28 protein-coding genes and 3 tRNA genes are annotated in these 24,819 nt (G+C 60.0%); 24 read left to right on the top strand and 7 right to left on the bottom strand.

Going from position 1 to position 24,819, the window contains the following annotated elements; translation table 11 throughout:
- Positions 1–31: 31 nt before the first annotated feature.
- The 3 genes from B2M20_RS11350 to B2M20_RS11340 all read left to right on the top strand — a co-directional run bounded on the left by B2M20_RS11350 (position 32) and on the right by B2M20_RS11340 (position 3,459).
- Entirely contained in the window at positions 32–2,350 is a 2,319-nt protein-coding gene (locus tag B2M20_RS11350) for a TonB-dependent siderophore receptor (protein ID WP_079447149.1), read from the top strand.
- A 186-nt stretch (positions 2,351–2,536) separates the two neighbouring features.
- Positions 2,537–2,971, top strand: a complete 435-nt coding sequence (locus B2M20_RS20850; RefSeq protein WP_079447148.1) for a hypothetical protein — start codon at positions 2,537–2,539, stop codon at positions 2,969–2,971.
- Positions 2,938–3,459 carry a copper chaperone PCu(A)C gene (locus tag B2M20_RS11340; RefSeq protein WP_244553496.1) on the top strand — a complete coding sequence of 174 codons (522 nt, stop codon included), beginning with the start codon at positions 2,938–2,940 and terminating at the stop codon, positions 3,457–3,459. The genes B2M20_RS20850 and B2M20_RS11340 overlap by 34 nt, the downstream gene beginning before the upstream one ends.
- A gap of 6 nt (positions 3,460–3,465) precedes the next feature.
- On the opposite strand, the gene B2M20_RS11335 is transcribed toward B2M20_RS11340, so the two are convergent.
- Positions 3,466–3,801 (bottom strand): copper-binding protein, encoded by a 336-nt coding sequence (locus tag B2M20_RS11335; protein WP_079447146.1) that lies wholly within the window; start codon positions 3,799–3,801, stop codon positions 3,466–3,468.
- A gap of 250 nt (positions 3,802–4,051) precedes the next feature.
- Between B2M20_RS11335 and B2M20_RS11330 the strand changes: the two genes are divergently transcribed.
- Entirely contained in the window at positions 4,052–4,492 is a 441-nt protein-coding gene (locus B2M20_RS11330) for a four-helix bundle copper-binding protein (protein ID WP_079447145.1), read from the top strand.
- 58 nt (positions 4,493–4,550) lie between these two features.
- Entirely contained in the window at positions 4,551–5,255 is a 705-nt protein-coding gene (locus B2M20_RS11325; RefSeq protein WP_079447144.1) for an RlmE family RNA methyltransferase, read from the top strand.
- Between the two features lie 30 nt (positions 5,256–5,285).
- Here the strand turns inward: B2M20_RS11325 and B2M20_RS11320 are convergent, their stop codons facing one another.
- Positions 5,286–6,758, bottom strand: coding sequence for an MFS transporter (locus B2M20_RS11320; protein WP_079447143.1), 1,473 nt, complete (start codon positions 6,756–6,758; stop codon positions 5,286–5,288).
- 115 nt (positions 6,759–6,873) lie between these two features.
- Here B2M20_RS11320 and B2M20_RS11315 point away from each other — a divergent pair, with 115 nt between their 5' ends.
- The 6 genes from B2M20_RS11315 to guaA all read left to right on the top strand — a co-directional run bounded on the left by B2M20_RS11315 (position 6,874) and on the right by guaA (position 13,140).
- Complete coding sequence (locus B2M20_RS11315) at positions 6,874–7,122, top strand: hypothetical protein (RefSeq protein WP_079447142.1); 249 nt, start codon at positions 6,874–6,876, stop codon at positions 7,120–7,122.
- A 179-nt stretch (positions 7,123–7,301) separates the two neighbouring features.
- Positions 7,302–8,798: an IMP dehydrogenase gene (gene guaB, locus B2M20_RS11310; protein ID WP_079447195.1), complete on the top strand. Its 1,497-nt coding sequence runs from the start codon at positions 7,302–7,304 to the stop codon at positions 8,796–8,798.
- Between the two features lie 206 nt (positions 8,799–9,004).
- Positions 9,005–9,622 (top strand): hypothetical protein, encoded by a 618-nt coding sequence (locus B2M20_RS11305; RefSeq protein WP_079447141.1) that lies wholly within the window; start codon positions 9,005–9,007, stop codon positions 9,620–9,622.
- Between the two features lie 47 nt (positions 9,623–9,669).
- The gene (locus B2M20_RS11300) at positions 9,670–10,089 is read left to right on the top strand and encodes an MAPEG family protein (RefSeq protein WP_079447140.1); all 420 of its coding nucleotides are present in this window, start codon (positions 9,670–9,672) and stop codon (positions 10,087–10,089) included.
- Positions 10,090–10,117: 28 nt separating this feature from the next.
- Positions 10,118–11,419, top strand: a complete 1,302-nt coding sequence (locus tag B2M20_RS11295) for an RsmB/NOP family class I SAM-dependent RNA methyltransferase (protein ID WP_079447139.1) — start codon at positions 10,118–10,120, stop codon at positions 11,417–11,419.
- A gap of 101 nt (positions 11,420–11,520) precedes the next feature.
- Positions 11,521–13,140 carry a glutamine-hydrolyzing GMP synthase gene (gene guaA, locus B2M20_RS11290; protein WP_079447138.1) on the top strand — a complete coding sequence of 540 codons (1,620 nt, stop codon included), beginning with the start codon at positions 11,521–11,523 and terminating at the stop codon, positions 13,138–13,140.
- A gap of 106 nt (positions 13,141–13,246) precedes the next feature.
- Here the strand turns inward: guaA and B2M20_RS11285 are convergent, their stop codons facing one another.
- Complete coding sequence (locus B2M20_RS11285; protein WP_079447194.1) at positions 13,247–13,543, bottom strand: YdeI/OmpD-associated family protein; 297 nt, start codon at positions 13,541–13,543, stop codon at positions 13,247–13,249.
- Between the two features lie 409 nt (positions 13,544–13,952).
- Between B2M20_RS11285 and B2M20_RS20280 the strand changes: the two genes are divergently transcribed.
- Positions 13,953–14,243 carry a helix-turn-helix domain-containing protein gene (locus B2M20_RS20280; RefSeq protein WP_374708917.1) on the top strand — a complete coding sequence of 97 codons (291 nt, stop codon included), beginning with the start codon at positions 13,953–13,955 and terminating at the stop codon, positions 14,241–14,243.
- Between the two features lie 14 nt (positions 14,244–14,257).
- The gene (locus B2M20_RS11275) at positions 14,258–16,048 is read left to right on the top strand and encodes a SulP family inorganic anion transporter (RefSeq protein WP_079447192.1); all 1,791 of its coding nucleotides are present in this window, start codon (positions 14,258–14,260) and stop codon (positions 16,046–16,048) included.
- A gap of 328 nt (positions 16,049–16,376) precedes the next feature.
- On the opposite strand, the gene B2M20_RS11270 is transcribed toward B2M20_RS11275, so the two are convergent.
- Positions 16,377–16,452, bottom strand: a tRNA-Thr gene (locus B2M20_RS11270).
- Positions 16,453–16,798: 346 nt separating this feature from the next.
- Between B2M20_RS11270 and B2M20_RS11265 the strand changes: the two genes are divergently transcribed.
- The 4 genes from B2M20_RS11265 (at position 16,799) to B2M20_RS11250 (ending at position 18,534) form a co-directional block, all read left to right on the top strand.
- On the top strand, positions 16,799–17,140 hold the full coding sequence (locus tag B2M20_RS11265; protein WP_079447191.1) for a hypothetical protein: 342 nt from the start codon (positions 16,799–16,801) through the stop codon (positions 17,138–17,140).
- A gap of 7 nt (positions 17,141–17,147) precedes the next feature.
- Complete coding sequence (locus B2M20_RS11260) at positions 17,148–17,342, top strand: helix-turn-helix transcriptional regulator (protein ID WP_079447137.1); 195 nt, start codon at positions 17,148–17,150, stop codon at positions 17,340–17,342.
- Between the two features lie 170 nt (positions 17,343–17,512).
- Positions 17,513–17,956: a hypothetical protein gene (locus B2M20_RS11255; RefSeq protein ID WP_079447136.1), complete on the top strand. Its 444-nt coding sequence runs from the start codon at positions 17,513–17,515 to the stop codon at positions 17,954–17,956.
- 47 nt (positions 17,957–18,003) lie between these two features.
- On the top strand, positions 18,004–18,534 hold the full coding sequence (locus B2M20_RS11250; protein WP_079447135.1) for a hypothetical protein: 531 nt from the start codon (positions 18,004–18,006) through the stop codon (positions 18,532–18,534).
- A gap of 54 nt (positions 18,535–18,588) precedes the next feature.
- Here the strand turns inward: B2M20_RS11250 and rlmB are convergent, their stop codons facing one another.
- The 3 genes from rlmB to B2M20_RS19550 form a co-directional block, all read right to left on the bottom strand.
- On the bottom strand, positions 18,589–19,434 hold the full coding sequence (gene rlmB, locus B2M20_RS11245) for a 23S rRNA (guanosine(2251)-2'-O)-methyltransferase RlmB (protein WP_079447134.1): 846 nt from the start codon (positions 19,432–19,434) through the stop codon (positions 18,589–18,591).
- Positions 19,435–19,511: 77 nt separating this feature from the next.
- Positions 19,512–19,597: transfer RNA gene (locus B2M20_RS11240), tRNA-Tyr, on the bottom strand.
- Between the two features lie 207 nt (positions 19,598–19,804).
- Complete coding sequence (locus B2M20_RS19550; RefSeq protein WP_158081533.1) at positions 19,805–19,981, bottom strand: hypothetical protein; 177 nt, start codon at positions 19,979–19,981, stop codon at positions 19,805–19,807.
- 589 nt (positions 19,982–20,570) lie between these two features.
- Here B2M20_RS19550 and B2M20_RS11230 point away from each other — a divergent pair.
- The 7 genes from B2M20_RS11230 (at position 20,571) to B2M20_RS20000 (ending at position 24,780) form a co-directional block, all read left to right on the top strand.
- Entirely contained in the window at positions 20,571–21,224 is a 654-nt protein-coding gene (locus tag B2M20_RS11230) for a hypothetical protein (RefSeq protein ID WP_079447132.1), read from the top strand.
- 414 nt (positions 21,225–21,638) lie between these two features.
- Positions 21,639–21,712 (top strand) — tRNA-Gly (locus tag B2M20_RS11225).
- Between the two features lie 316 nt (positions 21,713–22,028).
- Entirely contained in the window at positions 22,029–22,442 is a 414-nt protein-coding gene (locus B2M20_RS11215; RefSeq protein ID WP_079447130.1) for a GTA-gp10 family protein, read from the top strand.
- A gap of 538 nt (positions 22,443–22,980) precedes the next feature.
- Complete coding sequence (locus B2M20_RS19545) at positions 22,981–23,130, top strand: hypothetical protein (RefSeq protein ID WP_158081532.1); 150 nt, start codon at positions 22,981–22,983, stop codon at positions 23,128–23,130.
- A gap of 98 nt (positions 23,131–23,228) precedes the next feature.
- The gene (locus B2M20_RS11205; protein ID WP_244553495.1) at positions 23,229–23,915 is read left to right on the top strand and encodes an energy transducer TonB; all 687 of its coding nucleotides are present in this window, start codon (positions 23,229–23,231) and stop codon (positions 23,913–23,915) included.
- A gap of 76 nt (positions 23,916–23,991) precedes the next feature.
- Complete coding sequence (locus B2M20_RS11200) at positions 23,992–24,486, top strand: DUF3016 domain-containing protein (RefSeq protein ID WP_079447127.1); 495 nt, start codon at positions 23,992–23,994, stop codon at positions 24,484–24,486.
- A 93-nt stretch (positions 24,487–24,579) separates the two neighbouring features.
- Positions 24,580–24,780 carry a hypothetical protein gene (locus B2M20_RS20000; protein ID WP_079447126.1) on the top strand — a complete coding sequence of 67 codons (201 nt, stop codon included), beginning with the start codon at positions 24,580–24,582 and terminating at the stop codon, positions 24,778–24,780.
- The last annotated feature ends 39 nt before the right edge of the window (positions 24,781–24,819 follow it).

Raw genomic sequence — 24,819 nt, 5'->3', positions numbered from 1 at the left:
TTCTGTTTTCCGTCTCGGAGAGAGAAAAGTCATGTCTATCCGTTTGTTCGTGCGCTGCTGTGCGGCGCGCGCAACGTCTGCTGTCGCGATTTCCTTTGTGGTCAATGGCGCCGCGGCGCAGGAACGGCCCGCGCCGCGAGGTGAGGGCGTCACGCTGCCGCCGATCACGGTGGTTACGAGCCAGGTTGCGAAGCGCAAACTGAAACGCACCGCAGCCAGGCCGGTGGCGCGGGCTATCGCAACGTCCAGCCAGCCCGCGCGCACCGATGCGCCGGCTGCCGCGGCGCTAGCGGAGAAGGGGACCGGTTTCGGCACCCGAACCGGCGACAGCGTCGGTAAGGGTTACGCGATGCCCTACGCCACCAGCGCCACCAAGATGAACGGGCGGGTGTTTGAGACGCCGTATTCAATCCAAACCGTTCCGAGCGACATTATCAGAGACCAGGCCGTGACGACGATCAGCGAAGCGCTGAAGAACGTCAGCGGAGTGCAGATCGACCGTCAAGGCGTTTACGACGGAATCACGCTGCGCGGCTTCGCACAGGGTTTTGATCGATGGATCTACCGGGATGGCGCGCCGTTCCGGAATTCCAGGTTCGACTTCGCGAATATCGATCGGGTCGAAGTGTTGAAGGGAACGGCGGGCGGCATCTACGGACGCATCGATCCCGGCGGCCTGATCAACATGATAACCAAAAAGCCGCTTGCGACGCCATATTACTCGATCCTGCAGGAAGTCAGCAATCTCGGCTATCGCACCGCCGCAGATGCTACCGGCCCGCTCACAAAGGACGGCTCGCTGCGCTATCGCGCCATCGCGGCGTTCGAGGATCGCGATTCGTTCCGTGATTTCGTTGACTCTCGGAACGTTCTGTTATCGCCGTCCATGAGTTGGGACGTGACGCCGACCACCGAGCTTTATGTGAACTACGAATACAGGCGCATGGAGCAGGTCTTCGACCTCGGCATTCCCGTATACAATAATGTGATCCCGGACGTTCCGCGCAGCCGCTTTTATGGACTGAAAGATCAGCCCCCTAGCGTAATCGAAACTCATCTGGTCGATGCGATCTTGACACAGAAGCTCGCCGAAGGCTGGACTGCGAAAGTACGCGGGACCTTCAACCATGACGTGACGCTGTCTTACGATTCCGAGCCGGGTGGATCGCTCGTGGCTCCCGGTTTCACCGACATTTATTATTCCAAGTTCGTCGGTGTTTCCGACAGCCATTTCGTCGAGGCGTCGATCACGGGCGACACCCAGATCACGCAAGACATCCGCAACCGCCTGTTCGCAAGCGCCGAGTCCTACCACAGCGAACAAAACTCGGGCCGCAACGGCACAACCGATCCAGCGATCGTTCGCCCGCTCAATATTCAGAACCCGGTCTACCAGAGCTGGCGGGAAGTCGCTGACCTTCCGCTGACGATCGGAGCGCCATCCTTTACGGAGTGGCGCGCTGTCAGCTTCCAGGACCAGGTGACCTTGTTCGACAGGCTGGATCTGATTGCCGGCGGCCGCTGGGACTGGAGCAATGCCGGTAGCGGATCATGTGCATTGAGCGGCGGCGCGACGGGCTGTCCGCCGTCCACGCCGATGGACGCCAAGGCGTTCGACGTCTTCAAGCCCCGCGCCGGCATTAACTTCCGGGTCACGCCGGAGGTCGCCCTGTTCACCAGCTATTCGGAATCGTTCGGTCCCATTGTCGGATTTGGGAGGCTTTTGGATGGCTCCTTGCCCGATCCGACTGAAGCCAGGCAATACGAGGCTGGCGCGAAGTTTCAAACGTCTGATGGCCGCCTCAACGCTACGGTGGCCACATACGATCTGACCAGAACCAACATCGTAACGCCCATACCGGGGAACCCGACTTTTGTTAATCAGATTGGCGAGGCACGCTCACGTGGCGTCGAGGTGGACGTCGCCGGACATCTGACGGAACGCCTTCAGGTGATGGCCAACTATGCCTACACCGATGCGCGCATCACCAAGGACACGACGCCCACCGGCGATCCGGGCAACGTCGGGCATAGACTGTACAACATCCCCCTTCACCAGGGCGGCATCTGGCTTCAGTACAGTCTGCCGTCGGGGTGGCGATTTGGCGCGGGCGCTTTCGCGGCAAACAACCGATGGGGCAACAACGAGAACACGTTCAAGATCGGCGACTACATTCGTGTCGACACCAACGTATCCTATAGCTGGGATACCGGCTTCGGAAAGGCGACGGCGCAGTTCAACGTCACCAACCTGTTCGATGAAAGGTACTACGCAAGCGCCACGTATACGCCGGGAGTACTGCCTGCGCCGGGGCGCACCTTCATCGCCCGGTTGAGGTTCGAGCACTGAACGAGGACTCTGCGACCGGAGCGCGCGCCGGACCAGCGTGCGCGTTCGCCGCTCACAGATTGCCATGAATGGGTTCGCGATGCGCAGACGCTTCTGGGTGTTGGTCCATCGATACGTCGGCCTCTATCTTGCGTTCTTTCTCGTTATCGCCGGTACGACCGGAAGTCTTCTGGCTTTTTTAACGAGTTGAACGGCTGGCTTCAGCTCGATTTGATGCATGCCGAAGCCGATGGGCGCGACATGATCGATCCGTTCGAGTTGCGGGAGCGCGCGCTCCTGCACGCGCCGGGCGTCTTTATCGACAGTGTCGATCTGACACGAACGCCCGAGCATAGCTATGTGGCTTGGGTGCGCCACCGTGCCGAGCGAGAGCCGGATGACACGCCGTTCAGTGTTATCATTCTGGACCCCGTATTCAGGGCGGGAGCTGGCGCGCCGCATGCGGGGAAATTCCTGGCCGCCGACAGCCGAGGCGATCATGGAGTTCGTCTATGCCCTGCATTATCGATTGTTGCTGAACCAGATCGGAATCTGGCTATTCGGAATCGCGGCTCTGATATGGACGGCGGCTTGACGGAGATCAGGCAATGCTCGATCTTTTTCATTGGCAGTTCATCATGAGTGAAACAGGGTCAATGACATCGAAACTCTTCTGCGTTGCGGTCGCCTGTGCTTTGCTGGCAACCGCGAGAGCCGCCTCGGCGGAGGATTTCAAAGCAGGTGATATTGTGATTTCGCGCCCGTGGTCGCGAGCGACGCCGGCGGGAGCGCAAGTCGGCGCTGGCTATCTCGTCGTTGAAAACCGTGGGAGCTTGCCTGACCGCTTTCTCGGTGGCTCGGTGGAGGCTGCAACGGGTTTCGAGCTTCACGATATCGTGCTCGAGGGCGGCATCATGAAAATGCGTCAGCTGACGGGCATCGATCTGCCACCAGGAAGTTCCATTGAGGCAAAGCCGGGCGGACTTCACATCATGTTCGTGGGCCTCTTGCATCCGCTGGCTGCGGAAGAGAAGGTTCGAGGTGCCTTGCAGTTCGAGCACGCTGGTAGAATCGAGGTAGAATTCAAGGTAATCGGGATGGGAGCGCGGCCGCCGGGCGGCGGCGATTGAGGAAACTCATTTGGCAGGCTCGATAACTTTGATATCTCGAATTGTATAGGTCTTACCTTCGAGTTGGAATTCGACCTTGTCGCCCGGCTTCACGTGATCGCTCAATGTGCGCGGATCGACCTGGAACAGCATTTCCATCGCTGGCATTAAGCCCTCGATTTTTTGGTGGTTGATCGTCAGCGAGCCGGTCGCCGGATTGATCGCCGTCACAACTCCAACCCCTCGATAAAAGCCATTCGACGGTTCTTGAGCCTGAACCAGCAAGAGCTGTGTGTGCGGAACCCCGGCGACCGGATGGTCTCCAGGAAAGAAAGCTTCAACCCTCTCGAGATGGAGGGTCATCACCGTGGTCGCGGCTACGACTGCGCACCTGAAGATAAGTTTTCTCACGACATATTCCGTTCTCAGGCATGGGCGTCCGCGCACGCGCGTTCGCGGGCCACAGAGACTTACATGAGAAACGCCGGTTTGGGAAAGTGGCGGGTCCGCCGGTCGTCTCGCACCCTATCGCGTCCGCTTGATGTGAGGCGGTCGGGATTATACTGTCGTAAGGTTCCAAGATGGTATCGATTCAATCAGCGAGGAGATAATCATGCACCGTCGTGAATTCGTGGCTACCATGGGGACTGCGGCAGCAGTTTTATCGGCGGCGCAGGCCTTCGCCGTCCCCGCAAGTGCGGCGCCAGCCGAATCGATGCATCCCACGAAATACAAAGCTCTCGAGGAGGCGACCAATCATTGCGTCTCCAAGGGAGAGGCGTGCATGCGGCATTGCCTCGGCATGTTGAGCATGAAGGACACGAGCATGGCCGGTTGTACGAACGCGACCTATCAGATGATGGCCGCATGCGGCGCATTGCGGACGCTGGCAGCCGTCAACTCGTCCTACGTTCCCGCTCTTGCCAAGGTCATTGCGCAGGTGTGCGTGGACTGTCAGAAGGAATGCGAGAAATTTCCGGATGTGGCAGAATGCAAGGCGTGCGGCGACTCTTGCAAGACCTGCGCCGAGGAATGTCGCAAGATTTCCGCTTAACGTCTTCCAGCCTGTCGGCGCGCGGGAGGTTGTGCAAGTCCGGGCAGGATGGTTAGACATGGCGAAAGATACCACCGGCCGGCTGCACGTGACCGTCAAGACCGGCGGTAAACGAAAGCTGTCGTCCAAGCTCTGGCTGGAGCGGCAGCTCAACGATCCCTATGTGGCGCAGGCGAAGCGTGAAGGCTGGCGTTCCCGCGCGGCCTTCAAGCTGATCGAAATGGACGACAAGTATCATTTCCTGAAACCCGGGCTGGCGGTGGTCGATCTCGGCGCGGCGCCCGGCGGCTGGAGCCAGGTGGCTGCAAAGCGTGTCGGTGTCGCCGAAGGCAAAGGTAAAGTGATTGCCATCGATCTTTTGGAGATGCCGGAGATCGTCGGCGTGACGTTTGCCCGGCTCGATTTCCTTGACAACAGTGCCCCCGACAAGCTGCTCGCGATGATGGACGGGGGCGCGGATATTGTGCTTTCCGATATGGCCGCCAACACTACCGGCCATCGCAAGACGGACCAGCTCCGGATCGTAGGTCTCGTCGAGAGCGCGGCGGCATTTGCGGTCGACGTGCTGCGGCCCGGCGGGACGTTTATTGCAAAAGTCTTCCAGAGCGGGGCGGACGCCGGTCTGCTTTCGCAGCTCAAACGCGACTTTCATACGGTCCGGCATGTGAAGCCCGCTGCGAGCCGGCAGGATTCATCGGAACGCTATGTCGTGGCGACAGGCTTTCGCGGGCGGCCGCCTATGACGGCCGCTAATCGAGCTTAAAGCGGGTCAGAACCGCAAACCTGTTGTGCTTCAGCTCAGCTTCTGATCGCGGGCGGTAACTGTTTCGCGAGAGGTTTCCTCCTCAGCCTCGGATTCCCGGGTAGGATCGGAAATGACCACCATGCGCCGACCGGAAACCTGATGGCCGGAATCGGCGGGCATCCGCACGAAATAAAAAGTGGACATCGCTGAAAGCACGGAGACGACGAGAAATCCAGAGCCGAAATCGGCTGCTGTCAATTCCGTGCTGTGATGGTACAGCATCGTGGCTTCAACCGAGAACGCGCCGATGGCGACGCCCGTCGAAATCGCCAGTTGCTGACTGACGCTGGCGAGCGTGGTCGCGCGGCTCATTCGTTCCGGCTCGACGTCCGCATAGGCGAGGGCGTTGATCGCGGTAAATTGCAACGAGCGGAAGAAACCGCCGACGACCAGAATGATCATGATCAGCAGCAGCGGCGTCGTGATAGTGAACAGCGCGCAGGCGGCGAGGAAGACGGAACTGACGACCGCGTTGACAGTCATGATGTTGCGGAAGCCGAAGGCGCGGATGATGCGGGCGGCGAGTGTCTTCATGCCCATGGCGCCGACCGCCGATGAAAATGTCACGAGCCCAGAGCCGAACGGCGACAGGCCGAAGCCAACCTGCATCAGAAGCGGCAGCAGGAACGGTAGCGCGCCGACGCCGACGCGAAACAGGAACCCGCCATACATGCTGGCCCGGAACGTCGGCAGGCGCAGCAGAGTGAGATCCAGCACCGGGGAGTCGGTGCGTCTTGCGTGCATCATATAGGCCGCCATCGAGACCGACCCGACCCCGATCAACGCAGCTACAACCGTCCATGGCAGGAGGTTGAGACCGGCGACTGAAAGCCCGAAGGCGATGCCGCCGACCCCCACGCCCGCCAGCACCATTCCGTAAAGGTCGAAGCGTTCGGGATTGTCGCTGCGGATCGGGTCGATGTAGCGCTGCGCCATGAAGATACCGACCAGGCCGACCGGAATGTTGATCAGAAAAATCCAATGCCATGAGAAATAGGTGGTGATGAAGCCGCCCAGCGGCGGACCGATCACCGGCCCGATCAGGGCGGGCACCGTCACCCATGCCATCGCGTTGACGAGCGCGCTCTTGTCGATCGAACGCAGCAGCACCAGCCGGCCGACCGGCGTCATCATTGCACCGCCCAGCCCTTGCAGGGTCCGGGCGATCACAAAATCCGTCACCGATGAGGATAGCGCGCAGCCGATTGAGCCGATCATGAACACCACGATGGCCGCGCTGAAGACGGAGCGCGCACCGAACCGGTCCGCGGTCCAGCCGCTTGCCGGAATAAATACTGCCAGCGACAGAAGGTAGGACGTGATCGCGAGCTTCAGGGTCAGCGGGCTGGTGCCGATGTCGGCGGCGACCGCCGGCAGCGATGTCGCGATCACCGTCGAGTCCATGTTTTCCATGAACAGGGCGGCGGCGACGATCAGCGGGATCAGGCGTTCTTTGTTCATGCAAGTGCTGAGGGCAAGCGGATGGGAGGCGGGCTGTAGCACCGATTTGGGCCGGCGCGCTATTGCGGAGCGGCCAAGCGTTCCTAAATCCTTGGTGTGTTTGGGAGGGCCAACGATGATCTATGTGCTCGCTGCCTTGCTGCCGCCGCTCGGACTGCTGTTCAACGGTCAGCCATTCTCGGCAATCCTGAACGTGGTCGTGATCGTGTTTTGCGTCATTTTCGGGTGGATTTTCCCCGTCCTTTTCCTGGTGCCGTCAGCGCACGCCGTGATTGCTGTCTACATGAAGCGGGAGGATCGCCGGCACCGTGAGGTGGTCGACGCGATCCGGGAGCATGGGCCGCCTCCGAACTATCCGCGTTGAACGGACGGGAAAAGCCCCTGCATGGCAGCCAGACGCTTTGATTCCCGGGATTGCCGTGCTATCGACCACCGCCAATCCATTCGATGGAACTTAATTCGTCGGCGACGCTAGGGCGTCGCCGACCGGCCATTCCATCCTGATGGGTTTCGCGGCGACCGCGCCGCCCAATGGAGTTGGCGATGGCGCTTGGAAACGGATTTCGGGATATCAAAGAAGCCTACACGTTCGACGACGTCCTGCTCAAACCCGGTGCGTCCGACATCCTGCCCTCCGAAGCCGATATCAGCTCCCGCGTTACCCGCGCCATTCCGCTCAACATCCCGATCATGGCCTCCGCCATGGATACCGTTACGGAGGCGCGCATGGCGATCGCGATGGCGCAGGCCGGAGGCCTGGGTGTCATCCATCGCAATTTCGATGCGGAAGGCCAGGCCGCGCAAGTGCGGCAGGTGAAGAAATTCGAGTCCGGCATGGTGGTCAATCCACTGACGATCGGTCCGGACGCGATGCTGTCCGACGCGCTGGCCCTGATGAGCGATCACGGCTTTTCAGGCATTCCGGTGACGACCGGCGGCAGCGGGGCCTCTCCGGGCAAGCTTGTCGGCATTCTCACCAACCGTGACGTCCGCTTCGCGACTGACCCGCGGCAGAAAGTTTCCGAACTGATGACGCACGAAAACCTCGTGACGGTGCGTGAGGGCGTCAGCGAGGAAGAAGCCAAGCGGATGTTGCACCAGCATCGCATCGAGAAACTACTGGTCGTCGACGAGCAGTACCGCTGCGTCGGTCTCATCACCGTCAAGGACATGGAAAAAGCGGTGGCGCATCCGCTGGCTAGCAAGGACGCGCAAGGCCGGCTGCGGGTCGCTGCGGCAACCACGGTCGGCGAAGGCGGTTTCGAACGCACCGAGCGACTGATCGATGCCGGCGTTGATCTGATCGTCGTGGACACCGCGCATGGTCACTCCAGCCGCGTGCTGGAAGCGGTCAACCGCATCAAGCGGCTGTCGAACGCTGTACAGGTCATCGCGGGCAACATCGCCACGACGGAAGGCGCGCAGGCGCTGATCGATTCCGGTGCCGACGCCATCAAGGTCGGCATCGGTCCGGGCTCGATTTGTACCACCCGTATCGTTGCCGGCGTCGGCGTGCCGCAACTCAGCGCCATCATGGATGCGGTCGAGGCGGCGAGTAAGGCCGACGTGCCGGTGATCGCCGACGGGGGCGTCAAGTATTCCGGCGATCTCGCCAAGGCGCTCGCCGCCGGTGCGGACATCGTCATGGTCGGCTCCCTGCTGGCGGGCACCGACGAAACGCCCGGCGAGGTGTACCTGTGGCAGGGTCGCTCCTATAAGGCCTATCGCGGCATGGGTTCGGTGGGAGCGATGTCGCGGGGATCAGCGGACCGCTATTTCCAGCAGGACATCAAGGATACGCTGAAGCTCGTTCCGGAAGGCATTGAGGGACAGGTGCCTTATAAGGGACCCGTCGGCAACGTCATGCACCAGCTTGCTGGCGGCCTGCGCGCGGCTATGGGGTATGTCGGCGCGCGCAACATCGCCGAATTTCATGGCAAGGCGCGTTTCGTCCGCATCACCGGCGCGGGCTTGCGCGAAAGCCACGTCCACGATGTCACGATCACGCGCGAAAGCCCGAACTATCCAGGCGGCAGCTAGCATCCTCAATCGAAAGTTTACGCGCAGCACTCGCAAAATGAAACGAACTCGCGCCTTGGTGAGGGTAAATCGCCCAAATTGAGCCGCACAGCGGCGCGAAAACGGGTTACTGTGTACTGCCGAGATTTCCTGCCCGGGGATAGCGCTTTCGTTGCGCCGTTTTCCGGAAATGACATTAACGGACCATCACAAGAGAATCTAAGAACATGGTCGATTGGACAGACGACAGAATTGGGGAGCTCTCAGATTCCGGTCTCAAAAACCTGCTGGCGAATGCAGAGCGGAAATCGGTCGATGATCTTGTCGCGCGATGCCAGGCGGAGCTCGAAAAACGAAATGCCCTGAAGCCGCGGAAGGCTGCAAAAGCGCGCACCGGTCTGAAGGATTTTGAGCACGAGATGTCGTCGCAGCTTGCTGCCATCGGCCGGCGAATGGCGGAGAAATACGATCTGTCGGAAGAAACCGCGAAGGCGAAGTCAGCCGGCGTCAAGGGCTTCCGGGCGCACAAGCTGGTTGGTGGCGATGGCTTGGCCAAGCTCGGTGGATTGCAGCGCGCGGGATTCGTCGCGGTCGATCGCTACATCTCCTATCGGCGCGGCAACGATATCGTCTCCCTCGGTGTGTTCCTGCCCAAGAATCAGGACATGTCGGAACACAAGTTCTTCGTGATCGCGCCGCAGGCGATGCTCGACGGTGGCGCGCCGGTTGATGCCATCCGCGACAACCACGGCCAGAAGCAGTCCGCCGACGGCGCGCTCATGTTCGATGATCTGGAAGCCGCCGCTGCTGCTTTCGACAAGGTTCTGGCCACGATTGCGGCCTGAGTTTATCCCGTCCTTGCCAAGTCGCGGCGCAATCCAGAGGCAACGAGATGTCTGTTCAAGCGGTGCTTTTGCCCGTTTTCGTGTTGGTCGGGCTGGCGTTCGCCTTGCTGATGGGAATGGCCGTTGCACGGACGAGGTCTTTGAGGTTGGGGGAGACCCGGTTCGAAGATATCGCGCTGCGCGAGCCGAACTGGTCCGCACGCCCCACGCAGATTGCAAACTGCTTCAGCAACCAGTTCGAAATACCAGTACTGTTTTACATCCTGATCGCGTTGGCGCTACCGCTTCGTCACGCCGATCTTGTCATCGTGGTGTTGTCGTGGGTATTCGTCATCACCCGGTTCGTGCATGCCGGCATCTTCGTGACCTCGAACAATGTGCCACAGCGGGGATTGGCGTGGTTCGTGGGCGTGGTGGTGCTGCTGGTCATGTGGATTTATTTCGCGCTCCGCATGATGCTCGTGTAGGCGTCGCCGCCAAGATCGGAAGTCGACCATGACACCCGCCGCGCGGCTCTCCGCAGCAATCGAAGTGATTGAAGCTATCGACAACCAGCGGGTACCGGCCGCGAAGGCGCTCAAGGAGTGGGGCACCGCACACCGCTTCGCGGGCTCCGGTGATCGTGCCGCAGTCTCCGGACTGGTCTACGACATGTTGCGTCGTCAGGCTTCCAGCGCCTGGATCATGGATGACGACACCCCACGCGGCCGTCTGTTCGGAATGTTGAGGCTGGAGCGCGGCATGGATACCGACGCTATCGCGTCGCTATGCGACGGCAGCCGTTTTGCGCCCGGACCGCTGACCGATGGGGAGCGGCAGGCGTTGACCTCGCGCTCGCTGCTGGACGCGCCCGCCCATGTCGCTGGCGACTATCCGGAATGGCTCGACCCTTACTTAATCGAGGCGTTCGGCGACGATCGCGCGGCGGAGACGGCCGCGATGGCGCGCCGCGCGCCGCTGGATTTGCGGGTCAACACGCTGAAAGCAAAACGCGAGAAGGTTTTGGGATCGCTGCGACATCTCGGCGTGACGGCGACGCCGTGGTCGCCGTTCGGCTTGAGAATCATGCTGGGCGCAGATGCGCGCAATCCCGGCATTCAGGCCGAGGAAGAATTCGTCAAGGGTGCCGTCGAGGTGCAGGACGAGGGTTCACAAATCGCGGCGCTGCTGTCCGGAGCCAAGCCGGGCGAGCAGGTGATTGATCTCTGCGCCGGCGCTGGTGGCAAGACGCTGACGCTGGCCGCCATGATGCAGGGCAGGGGCCGTCTTATCGCGACCGATCGCGACAAGCGGCAGCTTGCGCCGATCCATGAGCGGCTGTCCCGCGCTGGGGTGCATAACGCAGAGGTCCGGACCCCGAAATGGGAAGCCGAACCGTTGTCCGATATCAGGGAGTCGGCCGATCTGGTGCTGATCGATGCGCCCTGCACTGGGACTGGCACCTGGCGGCGCAATCCCGACGCGAAATGGCGGATGCGGCCCGGTGCGCTCGACATACGTTTGAAGGATCAGGCCGAAGCACTTGATCGGGCAGTCGCTTTTGTCAAACCGGGCGGACGTATCGCTTACGTCACTTGTTCGGTATTGCCGCAGGAAAATGGCGAGCAAATCCTTAAGTTTATCGACCGGCATTCAGATTTTAGGGTGATACCGCCGTCGCAGACCGCGTCCGTGTTGTGGGACAAGACAGACGATTTTCTCGCAGCGGTTTATTTGTCGGACGAGGGGCTTCTGATGACACCGCGGCGGACGGGAACGGACGGGTTTTTCGTTTCGGTGATGCGGCGACAGGGATAGGGAGCGCGCCACCCCCCTGGTCGCATGGGGAGAGGCGGAAGCGTGTGTGTTCTCTTCCTTTCCCCGTTGCGACCCCGCAGCCGCTCGCGTATTTGCTTGCCATGATAGGCAGTTCATCCGCGCTTCCGTCCGCCGAGCATTCCCCTCACGCGATCTCCGCGCACGACAAGATTCTCATCATCGATTTCGGTTCTCAGGTCACGCAGCTGATCGCGCGGCGTGTGCGGGAGGAGGGCGTCTATTCTGAAATCGTACCCTTCCAGAAGGCAGAAGCAGCCTTTCTTGAGATGAAGCCGAAGGCGGTGATCCTGTCCGGTGGGCCGGCCTCAGTGCTCGACAAGGAGGCGCCCGCGGCACCGATGGCGATTTTCAAGGCCGGTGTGCCCGTACTCGGCATCTGTTATGGCGAGCAGACAATGGCCCGACAGCTCGGCGGCACGGTCGAGGCCGGCCATCATCGCGAATTCGGCCGCGCTGTCATCGAGGTCACCGATGCCTGCGTGCTGTTCGACGGCGTCTGGGAGAAGGGCGGCACACACGATGTCTGGATGAGCCATGGCGACCGGGTAACAAAGCTGCCCGAGGGCTTCCGGGCCGTGGCGAAAGCGCCGGGCTCGCCGATCGCGGTGATCGCCGACGACGCGCGCAAGTTCTACGCGATGCAGTTCCATCCCGAGGTGGTGCATACCCCCGACGGGGCAAAACTGATCCGCAATTTCGTCCGCAAGGTCGCCGGGTTGAAAGGCGACTGGACCATGCGCGCGTTCCGCGAGGAGGCGATCGAAAAGATCAGGGCGCAGGTCGGCAAGGGGCGGGTGATCTGCGGCCTGTCCGGCGGTGTCGACTCCTCGGTAGCGGCGATCCTGATCCATGAGGCGATCGGCGATCAGCTCACTTGCGTGTTCGTCGACCACGGCATGCTACGCAAGGACGAGGGCAAGACGGTGGTGGATCTGTTCCGCCATCACTACAACATTCCGCTGGTCCATGTTGATGCGTCGAAGAAATTCTTGGGTGAGCTTGCTGGCGTTACCGATCCGGAAGCGAAGCGTAAAACCATCGGCCGTCTCTTCATCGACGTGTTCGAGGCGGAAGCAAAAAAGATCGCAGCCTTGGGAAAAGGATCGGCTGACTTCCTGGCCCAGGGCACACTTTATCCCGATGTGATCGAGAGCGTGTCGTTCACCGGCGGCCCTTCGGTAACGATCAAGTCGCACCACAATGTCGGCGGCCTGCCGGCCCGCATGAACATGAAACTGGTCGAGCCGCTGCGCGAGCTGTTCAAGGATGAAGTGCGCGTACTGGGGCGCGAACTGGGGTTACCGGAGATTTTCGTCGGCCGTCATCCGTTCCCGGGGCCGGGTCTCGCGATCCGTTGCCCCGGTGAGATCACCCGCGAAAAGCTCGATATCCTGCGCGAGGCCGACGCCGTCTATATCGACCAGATCCGCAAGGCCGGGCTTTATGACAAGATTTGGCAGGCGTTCGCCGTGTTGCTGCCGGTGAAGACGGTCGGAGTGATGGGCGACGGCCGGACCTATGACTATGTCGTTGGCCTGCGCGCCGTGACGTCGACCGACGGTATGACCGCGGACTTCTATCCGTTCGACATGCAATTCCTCGGTGCGACCGCGACAAGGATCATCAATGAGGTCAAGGGCGTGAATCGCGTGGTGTATGACGTGACGTCAAAGCCGCCCGGCACAATCGAGTGGGAGTGATTCACGTCTGGCAAGGATTGTCAGACCTCGTGATCCCGCTGCTTCAAGGTGAAGGATCGTGGAGCGCTGGCGACCGCGCTCAAGCCGGTTTACGGCCCTTTCTTCCCTACCGATCAATCAAGACTGCCTGTTGCCATGGGCTTGGCGCTTTGTCGGTACGGTGAATGCAGCCTGTCCAGCAGCAAGGGCGTTTGTTGCCCTCCAACAGTTCGTCACAGGCCCGTTCGATGCGACGCTGGCGCGTCTTTGGTTGTTTTGCATCATCCACCCAGCAGATGAACTCATTCCGACCGAGCGGCGTCAGGCTTTCCCATAACACAAAGACTTTTGGATCCGATCGCAACGCTGCTTGAAGGTCGTCACGTGCTTCGTGGACAGTGCCATGTGGGAAAGTGTTCGCCATGCAACCTCCAACGGTGCGGCTGGCCGCCTGGTTCATCCGCTCCAATAGAATGGCAGCTTCCGAGGTGGTTGCTGGACGATAGAATGTCCACGGTAAAGTCTTCCCCCGACCTCGGTCGATCCGCGGCATGTGGCGGGGTGCCTCGCCCCCTGTTGTTGCGTCTGCTCCGGTTTTCCTGCCGGGGCGCTGATTGTCCATCGCCGGCTCGGTCAGGAAGGCTGACCTGTCGTGGAAAAATCGCAGCCTGATATTGAGGCGGCGCGGGCAGTAATAGCCGGGCGACGAAGGTATCTGCTACAAGGTGCGGTTATTTGTCGTACTTGATATTTCAAATGTAAAGTAAGATACATTACGAATGTAAAATAGGGTACATTGAGCCGGGAGAGCGAGCCTGATCACCTCCACGCAAATGCGTGCTGCCCGCGCCTTACTCGGCACCGACCAGAAGCAACTGGTCGAGATGTCCACGGTGTCGCAGCCGATGATCGAGCGGATGGAGGCCAGCGAGGGGATCGTGCATTGGGTCGTCCACACGCTCACCAAAATCGTCGAGAACGCGAGAAGCGAGGGGACGGATGCAGAGCCCGCTTCACGCACCCAGACTCCCCACCAGGCGATAACACATTCTAACCAAAAGCAAAAATTACCGGACGGCAGCTGCCTGCCCCCGGATGATCCCTCCATTCATCAAGCGGCATAAAATAAGGGATGGCTATGACTGCGCGATCGGTTGAACCGACCTTTGTTGAAGCATTTACACCCAAGCTCGTCACGGTCCTCCGGGAAGGCTACCACTTTAGGGATTTCCGCGCAGACGTTCTCGCCGGGCTGACCGTCGCCATCGTGGCGGTGCCGCTTTCCATGGCGATCGCCATCGCCTCCGGCGTGACTCCGGACCGTGGCTTGTACACTGCGATCATCGGCGGATTCATCGTCTCGTTTCTTGGCGGCAGCCGATTTCAGATCGGCGGCCCTGCGGGCGCGTTCATCGTCCTTGTCGCCACGACCGTCGCGCTTCACGGCGTGGAAGGACTGCTCCTTGCCACCGTGATTGCGGGCGTCGTCCAGCTTGTGGTGGGACTGCTGAGGCTCGGGACCTTCATCAAATATATTCCGTTTCCGGTGACGATTGGGTTCACGGCGGGTATCTCCGTGATCATCTTCGCCAGCCAACTCACCGAATTACTCGGTCTCACTCTTGCGGGCAAAGAGCCTGGGGAGCTGATTCACAAGCTGGCAGCCATTAGCGCGGCATTGCCGACCATAAACGCGGCGGCGGTGGCCGTCTCCGTACCGACGATCGCGTTGATCGTCGCGATACGTTACTTCCGTCCCTACTGGCCTGCGATGCTGATGTCGGTCGGTGTTGCCTCGGTTGCGGTTTGGTTGCTCGGCCTGCCGGTAGAGACCATCGGCACCCGTTTCGGTGGCATTCCCCAAACGCTGCCAGCACCCATGCTCCCTGTGATCTCGCTGGAGAAGATCACTGAGGTGCTGCCCGCTGCCCTGTCATTCGCGCTGCTGGGGTCTATCGAGAGCCTGTTATCGGCGGTGGTGGCCGACTCCATGAGCGGAGAGCGACACCGTTCCAACTGCGAGCTTGTGGCGCAAGGTATAGCCAACATCGTTTCCCCGTTTTTTGGCGGCTTCTGTGTAACCGGCACGATCGCCCGCACAGCAACGAATGTGCGCTCCGGTGCGCACGGCCCGGTCGCGGGCATGCTGCATGCGGTGTTTTTGTTGCTGTTCATGCTCGTCGCCGCACCACTCGCTTCGTACATCCCGCTGGCCGCGCTCGGCGCCGTGCTGGCCGTGGTCGCGTGGAACATGGCCGAAAGGCACGCATTCGCAATGCTTCTGCGTGCCTCGCGCAGCGACGCGGTGGTATTAGTGGTTACGTTCTTGCTGGTGATCTTCAGTGGCCTCATCGAAGGCATTCTTGTCGGCTTCGGTATCGCGGCGCTCCTATTCCTGCATCGCATGGCGAAGATGGTGGAAGTCGAGAACGCGCGTTCGCTGACCGACGGGGACGAGTCGGTCAGGGTCAATGGCAATGGCCGGAAAGCGTATGATGTCGCCCTCGCCACTGATCCCGATGTGGCCGTTCACCGGATTTCCGGGGCGTTCTTTTTCGGGGCGGCGGCGAATGTCGGCGCGGCGCTCGACAGTATTGGCGACCATCCGAAAGCCTACGTCATCGATTTCTCGGACGTGCCGGTGATCGATTCCTCCGGAGCTGCAGCGATTGAGGGCTTTGTGCACAAAACGCATCGCCGGCGAGCGCCCGTCTATATTACCGGAGCGTCTCCCGCGATCCGGCGCACGCTTCTGATCCATGGCGTGAAGCCGCCTTACGTGCGATTTCGCAGCGATCTGGCTGAGGGCGTCAAGGCCGCGCATAGCAGGGTCGCGCATAGCAGGGGCACGCATAGCAAGCTCGCGCAGAGCGGGGTAGCGCGGCGCGACGCGGCGGCGGAAGAGGAAGAGGAGGAGGCGCTGACGTGAGCAGCCTCCGGTGACAGGGACGGCATGTCCGCGCAGGTGATAAAAGGACAGGACGCGGCTAGGCTGCCCTAGCTGCGGACTGGCAGGATGTTTCGATCCTAACGCAAGATGCATCATTGTCGTCCCTACGGATCATTGTTGTCCTACCGGGAGGCGCTGCATCCATCACCCCACCGACGACATTCCGCCGATGTGTCTATAGTACGCAAAACACTCAGCATGGCGGATGCGGCTCCTTGCAGGGGCACGCGTCCGCACACCCGGCCCATGCTTTATCGACCAGCAGGTTCCGCACGCGCGACGATCTAGTGCTCTGGCATCTCTGAGATGGTGCCCGCTGCCGGACTCGAACCAGCGACCTGAGGTTTACAAAACCACTGCTCTACCAACTGAGCTAAGCGGGCGAAGAGGCGCTATTTAACGCAGTCTTCCGCTGACGGCTATGGGTTCTTATCCGATGGTAGTTGGAACATAGCTGTTGCGAGGTCTGCTGTGGCGGGCGTGGCAGCGGGTTTCTGGCCCTGTGCGCCAAGTGATCTTCTACCCTGTCGGGTAAATACGCTCATCGCTGTTCGTGACGGGGGATTCGTGTGTCCTACGGCTATCGGGATGAACAATCAGCCTAGGGAAATCGACTGCCTTCGTCGGTATGTAAAGCGTACTTGACATGTTGAGTGACTTGCGTGAGTGTAAAGCTAGCTTTACATGCGGACAATGGACCAGAACACATACACCAAGCTAGCGCGGAACATGATTCCCGCCGCGTTGAGCATGGCGACCTACGCAATCACCCTGATTATTTCGCTGCGTCTGCTTGCGCGGGGCACCGATGATAGAGCGGCGAGTATCGCAATCAGCCTCGGCTCGATGATTCCGGCGCTTCTGCTATGCATGCCCATCGTCGGAATCACACGCAGATCGGATGAGATGCAACGCAGGCTGCAACTGGAAGCTTTTGCTTTTGGTTTTGCAGGTACGACCCTCGCCACGTTCAGCTACGGCTTTCTGGAAAATGCCGGCTTCCCACGGTTGTCGGCCCTCACTGTTTGGCTGGTGCTGTGCGGCCTGTGGGCGTTCTTCTGGGCCACCTGAGCTACAGATGAACAACTGCATTCAGGAGCTTCGTACGCAACGCAATTGGTCACAGGCTGATTTGGCTGCTCGACTGGACGTTTCGCGTCAGACGATCAATGCACTCGAACGTGGACGATATGATCCAAGCCTGCCGCTGGCATTCAAAATCGCCCGCCTATTCAACCTGACCATCGAAGAGATATTTAGCGTGAGCGACTAACTCGTACGATGGGAGCAGGCGCGACCTGCGTTAACAATTCGATGGCGGGATTGTTCGCATTTGAACCTCGGCGCATCCCGAGACGTTAGGCTTACCGGAAGTTTCGGTGACAGCCTTAACCCTTGCCGGCGTTGGTTCGATTAGGGTTTGCCATAACCCGGAGTCCAGTGATGCGTATCGGACTTGTGCTGGCCATTTTGATCGGGACCTCATTGACGGCTCTGGCCGACAGCGGTCCGGTGTTTGTGATTCCCGGACGTCCCGGCGTTCCCATCATCATCAATGGTGTCGATGCGTCCTATGCCGTCGTCGAGGGCGATTGGGGACTTTCTCGGAGGATACAACCGCAGCCCACGGTGTACGGCGGACGCTACGTCTATGAACCGCATGTCGGTCATTATTATCCGAGTCTTGGCCGCGCGCCCGGTTACGGCCGCCTCGAAATCGAGCCGCCATCCAATCGCAAGCCACTGCGGCGAGCCGAAAGCTTTCATCAGTCGTGGTCGGCTCGTTCAAACCCGACGCCCGCGCAATCCGACATCCCGCAGATGCCGCCTCCGGTGATCCTCGCGCCCAAGATCGGACCCTCGGGTTTGCCTCCAAACTTTCGTTGAGATCAACACGACCCAAATCGAACAAAGAAAACAGCGGGAGAAAGTAGATGCGTCAAATGATTTCCGGGATGGTCGCGGCTGCGGCCATCGTGGCCGCAAGTGTTGCGCCCGCAATGGCATGTGGAGGGTTGTTCACGAGTGGATGCTCTCCATGCCTGTCGTACAGCCCCTGCGTATCGGGTTATTATCCAGGCTATTACGGTGGTTACGGCTTCGCTGGCTACGAGAGCCTGCCGTCTCCGACACAGTACTATTATGTCAATCAAGGGCCAGTGTTCAGCGGTCCCGGCAATTTCGCACCAGTGCCGACCTATCAGGAAAGTGCCGTTGCCGGATGGAATGCCTACAGTCGTCCTTACTTCTATCCTTACGACGGCGGTCGTTATGCCCACGCCATGCATCACTACTATGATGGCGCGCCCGCGACCGGCCCGGTCGTGTACAGCTATCGCTGGAATCGTACCCGGCATCACGGCCATGTTTCGCGCCATGGCGATCGCGCCGCTCTTCCGCGCGTGATTTATGGATCGGGACAACATCATGACTACCGTCATTCAGCGCGGTATCATGAGAACTGATCGGCGCGCCTGAAAAACAAACGCGTTCCCGCAATGCCCGGCGTCTTCGTGCCGTCAGTGCATGAGGCCGAGATGGCTGGCGCCGATATAAAGCGCCAGCACCGCGGCATTCGAGACGTTAAGGCTCTTGATGTGACCAGGCATGTCGAGGCGCGCGACCGCGCTGCATGTATCCCGCGTGAGCTGCCGCAGACCTTTGCCTTCGGCGCCGAGTACCAGAGCCAATGGTTGCCGCAACTGGATGGCGGCGAGATTCTCGCCACCGTCGCTGTCGAGGCCGACGGTCATGAAGCCGCGGTCGTTCAGTCGGGTCAGCGCCCGCGCCAGATTCTGCACCAGCACCAGCGGCACAACCTCCAGCGCGCCAGAGGCGGACTTTGCCAGCACGCCGGTGGCCTCGGGACTGTGGCGCGCCGTGGTGACGATCGCTTTCACCGCAAAAGCCGCGGCCGATCGCATGATCGCGCCGACATTGTGCGGGTCTGTGATCTGGTCAAGCACCAGCACGATGCCTTCCTGCGTCAGCGTCTCGATGTCAGGCGAGGGTAGGGGATCGGCTTCGGCGAGCAATCCCTGATGCACCGCGTCGGGGCCGAGGCGCTGATCGATGGCACTCGGACGCACGATTTCAGGCGTGATCCGGGTATTGATGTTTTCATGCGTGAGCCGCAGCGCGGCGTTTTCTGTAAGCAGCAATTTTCGGATACGGCGGCGGGGATTCGCCAGCGCGGCTGTCACCGTATGCCAGCCGTAAAGCACCGCTGGGCCATCGGGGCCGGTCTCGCGAGCTCTCCGCACCGAACCATGCCTTGGTGGGCCCTTCCGGTGGGAATCCTTGACGTGGCCACTCCCCGGCCGTGAACCCCTCCGGAATCGCGGTTCTCGATCACGATCGCTCATGCGTGTTTGTCTCGGGGGGGTGGGATCTATCGAGAAAATCGTAGCAATCGGAGATTTGAGAATGGTGAACTTGGGAATGGTGGGGGAGGTAGGACTCGAACCTACGAAGCCATAAGGCGGCTGATTTACAGTCAGCTCCCTTTGCCACTCGGGACACTCCCCCGCAACGCCATCGGATGTCACCTGCTGAAGTGGCCCGACCGACCATGGATGACATTAAAGGCACCTGCCCGGATGACGAGCGCGCGGTTGCGCGCGTTTATGAGCGAAGCGCCCCGGCAAAGTCAACCGAGCGCTGGCCAAGAAGATGCACTTCCACGCATCCAATGGTGGAAATGGCCGGCCGTTGCTTAAGACTCATGACGCGGGTTCACTGCGCATATTCGAAAATTACGAATATCACGGCCAAAACAACGAACATGACCACGCCGATAATCAGACCGAGTTTACCCCTTCTGGTGCGGTCACTCCCGTGACCTCCACCGATATCGTCAGGTTTGCCATCGAATTCTCGCGAAGAACTGCGCCATTCCCAAAAATCATTCATCGTTCGCCTCCGTCGTCTCGATCGCCCGTTTCAAGCATGCTCCTTCCTGAAGCCAGTGCGGTGTTGTTGACCCTACTTATGCGCGAAGGAGAAAAACCGCTAGCGAGTTGGTGCAAGGCGGGCGCGCCTGGTCGGCGAGTGCGCCGTGTCTACGAGTTTTTGAGAGGGACCGTGGCGGCATTCCAAGTCTTGGACGCCAGTTTTGGCGCCGGCTCGATTGGCCGGTTGACCGTTCATGTTTTAAACTGGATTGGATGGGACGTCTGCGGCTGGCGGAGCCTAGACTTCATGAGCCAGAGTTATCTTCTTGGCTCGCACGAGCCGAGATTAGGCGTGTTTCCCGCCAGTAGTCTCTTCTAATTGATTCGGCTCGACTTTTTGCCGCAGAATCGACGTCGTCGTGCTGCTCATTCAAGCAATTTAACCTCGACCGTCAATCTTAATTCATTCGCCTGTTCGCGTCTAGCTGGACAGGGCATGGCTGCCCGTCCTAGGTACCTGCCACCATGACCAGCGGTTCCGTGCCGGACATTTCAGAGCAGGGGCTTAGTTCCCGCGTTCCCCTCACTCCAGCATGCCGGGAGATACGATGATCCGACTGCTTATTGCATCGGCGATGATTTGCATTGTTGCCACACCCTCATCGGCCAGACCTTCTTCTAAGAAATGGCAGGTTGCCACCACGGGATGCGACGCGATGCGCCCCTGCTATGGCAACTGGAACCCGCAGTATGACTCGGCGGAGCACGCCAGCTGGCATTCCCATCATGTTGCTGTCCGGCACTGGGTCCGTCACAAGGGGCACAGACGAATTCCCGTCGGGCTTGCGCGGGTCATGGCCGAGGGCGCGGGGAGAGCGGTCGGTTTGATCCGTTCGGCCTCGGGTGCCAAGGCGCATGTTGCCAACCGCGCCACTGGTGCTTTTCAATGTCTGGTGTCGGCTCTCGACCGGCAGGGTTATCCGATCCGTTTTATGGGAGGCTGGCGAGCGCACGGAAGTGTGCATGGCTCTCTGCATCCGGCGGGATTGGCGCTCGATATCAACCAGTACGGACGCAACGTCACGCGGCCACGCATGCCCCACAACGAAATCGCGCTGGCGAACTCCTGCGGGCTAGTTGCGGGGGCGCAATGGGCACATGCCGACAGTGGCCATTTCCAACTTGGCGGCTGGAGCGGAGGACGGCATGAGGCACGCCGTCAACATCGACGCCGTACGCACTATGCCAACGCGCGATGGTGATGTCGGTTCAACGATTGACGCTCGTGGCGTACGGCCACGCTGGCGGCGCGGATCGGTCAGCGTGAACATTAATGCTGAGAGGGCCAGCTGCGCTGATATGGCGAGGTGCCCGACCGCATCCACCTGTTGTAGCGAAAAGGCGCGGCGAGCTGTCCCGCCGCGCCCCGATGTTTATTCTCGCTGGCCCGGGCGCTGAGTCGCCCTCCACGAGGCGAAAAGCCTAGCGGGCGATCCCAGCGAGGTGACAGCGCTCTGAACAAGACACTGGATCACCTCCTTTCGTTTGTTGTTGGAAACTAGATCATAGGCACGAACGCGCGGCATGTTAAGACCCTTGCTCGTCCGTTCCGGGATATTCATTGCGCTGCAGGATGGTTGAGGGTCCCGGCGCGACGTGATAGGTGATCGGCGGGCGCGGGTGTAGCTCAATGGTAGAGCAGCAGCCTTCCAAGCTGAATACGAGGGTTCGATTCCCTTCACCCGCTCCAGAAGGATTTCAATGCAGGAAAACGAGTTAGCCCTTCCGGCGCGTGGGTGACGCTCGTGATAAAATGAAGGTGATCGCCGAATTGCTCCCATGACCACATATGGCGAACCGTGAGCCGGAGCAGCCTTATCGCCTGATCCTCCCGGAACACGGCATGTGGTTAGCCGATGCGAGATGCTCGGCGGGAGAGCATCACAATAGAATAAAGAGCCGCCTCACCTACATATCGCACAGACGGTGTGGTCTGCTTTCGTATAACGCCGCCTGGGTTGCTGGAATCGCAGGCCGAATTGCCAAAGTAATCGAGGAGGTTTGAGATGACCAAAAACAACACCAATCGTTGCGCTCGCCAGATCAGTTTTGCCGGCAAGGTTCGTACCTTCAATTTGAACGACCCCAAGGTCCTCGCCATGATCGCAGGTGGAGCGAAATTGAAACAGGTCTCGAGGATGATCACGATTGCCCGTCTCGGCATAGGCAGGGCACCACTGGCGGGGCAATACGGCGACACACCGGCGGCTTGCCACAGACGCTTTCTTGAAAAGATCTATTCGGCGACCGATGTGGAGAACGTCATCACCCTCGGGCTGATTGGTGGCGGGATGGCCGAAGATGAAGCTTTCGCGCTTGTTGATGAGCACGTCGTCGGTAAGCCCCTCGAAGCCAACGCGTTGATCGCATCGGAAACCATTGCCGCGCTGTTCGCTGATGCAGGTGATGCGAAAGCATAACGGAAATGGTTGCTTGAATCCCGGTCTTTGCTGATAGCTCAAGTTTCGGCAGGTTAGGAATAAGGCGTCGCGCATCACCATCGACGGTTCGGCAATCACAAAGGGCGATGCACGATGAAACATCGTGCCAGACGTTTGAATGGGGCTCAGTCGCGAGCATGACTGATGAGCCTCGCTACCGATGGTTTCAGCCCATCTGTTCCAGAAGACGACCCGCCGCATCTTGAGCCGCTTCTGCCATTTTCACCGCGCTATCACGCGTAAGCGAATCTCGTTGCTTGCCGACGTCCTTTGATTGATCCCGGCAGCAAGCGGCTCGGCGATGCTCCCAGGCTCGCAATCGCTTGCGAAATATTCTGTGTCGCTCCGACCGCGTCGCGGAGAGAAGCCCTCATTACTTTCGAGGTATTCAAGTTTGCTGGCTCTTGCAATGCCTTGAAGGCGGCACATGCCCAGCCTAGGTAGCTGCCATGCCCTGTGAGAAGCGCGCGGCTGCGTATGCGCGACGTTGTATTATTCGCAGGCCGGAGAGCGAAGAATGCACGCCATCATGCGAACTGTCCGCGCGGCTGATGGTCATTCTCTTTGTGCGTCCATCGTCATGGCCGTTCCGCAACGTGTTACCGCCATGCTGACCCGCGCCGATGTAATTCATCACCGTAAATCCCTGGTCGCGGACGGTGCGTGATGGGAAACCCCACCGCCATCATGCAAGGCGGTTGGATGCCTCGTCTTGTTGCGCGGAGAATCCCATCGTGTATCGCGCTCACTGCACATTTCGCTATCTTGTATACGCTGGTTTGCGATCCGACGGTCAAGCCGGTGGTCGGCGAACAGCCTGGTCCGGCCCTTGTCGAGATCGTCGTTGTTCCCTCCCATGGCTCAACCTTCGTCGAGCACGGTGAGGTTGCCGAACCAACGTCGGCGGAACTCGCTGAATTACCCCCGCCGACGCTCGCCGAGGACCCTCCGCCGGAGATTTCCGAACAAGGAGAAGCGGTAGAAAAGCCGGTGGCATTGCCGGCGCCGAGTCCGAAGCGGGCGTTAGTTCACAAGGCAAGCGCACCTCCTGTTCCGCCAGCCGCAAGCTCCGCGCCGCCTCATACGAGTGTGCCGATCATGGGCGCTACCGGCGTGCCTGACCAACCCGAGATGGGAGCGAGCGATACCGATCAAGCGTCCGTCGGGGTCTCGCATGCTTGGAAGGCGAGGCTGCTCTCTCACCTGGAGCGCTACAAGCGCTATCCGAGCGAGGCCCGTATGAAAGGAACTGAAGGGACGGCGCTTTTGAGCTTCGGCATGGATCGCGACGGTCGGGTGCTCCGATATCATCTTGTGCGCTCTTCGGGTTCTCCTGAACTCGACGACGAAGCCTTCGCGATGATCGTGCGCGCATCTCCTTTACCCCCTGTGCCGCCGGAGATCACCGCGCAGGTCGTGCAACTCGTTGTTCCCGTGCGCTTCAGGATGTGAACTCGTCTCGGCAATTGCGCCTGGAAGGTTTCGGGATTCGTGCTTATGTTCGGTCAACGGGGCCGAAAGGTGAACCATGCGCTGGAATCTTGGCATCGCTGCGGTTCTTGCAGTCATCATTCTTTCGCCGGCATCGAGCCACGCTGGCGTGAACGTGCGCTTCGTCAATTCTGACCGCTATACCGATGCAGGCTCATACGATACTTCGAGCGCGTCGGTAGAGGCGGCTTTTCGCGCTCATCTGGATCGTCTCGGCAAGCGATTTCTCGCGCCTGGGCAGAATCTCAACATAGATATCGTCGATATCGATCTTGCTGGCTATCAACAGCCGCTTCGTTTTGCTCCCAACAACGTCCGGATTGTTAATGGCGTCACGCTACCGAGGATCGTACTGCGTTATGCATTGATCGAAAGAGGCCGGCGTGTGCGAAGTGGCGAAGAGACGCTCACCGATATCAACTACCAGATGAATCCGTCGGCGCGCTTTTCGGGCGATCGGTATGTATACGAGAAAGCACTGCTGGACGACTGGTTCCGGCGTACCTTCTCCACTAGTCGCCAGGGTTTCTGAGGCGGCTGTGCCTTTTCACTTTCTTTTATCAGGACCTGGGCGAACCCTTCTTTTTCCGCGATAGGGGAAGGTTGCCGCTCCGACGAGGTCATTGTGACGGTCGTGGAAGGCGTCGTCTATTCGCTTATCCAGGACCACGGCGCCGCAAATCTACTGAATCAAAAGCACTATTCCGTGTTCGGTAACTACGACACCGGCGTTTATGGCGAGCCGCAACGCTATACCCTTGTCCACCAAGTTCCGCTTCTGGAGCGGTTGGAAGAAAAAAGATGGGTGCGACTGGTTAGCTCATGACGTCAAAAAATTTTGTAGCGAGGGGGTTCAAAAAGCGGT

It is taken from the genome of Nitrobacter vulgaris (genome assembly GCF_002028545.1).
Taxonomy (GTDB): domain Bacteria; phylum Pseudomonadota; class Alphaproteobacteria; order Rhizobiales; family Xanthobacteraceae; genus Nitrobacter; species Nitrobacter vulgaris.
The sequence above is the reverse complement of the archived record's forward strand: the minus strand, read 5'-3'. Positions and strand labels throughout refer to the sequence as shown.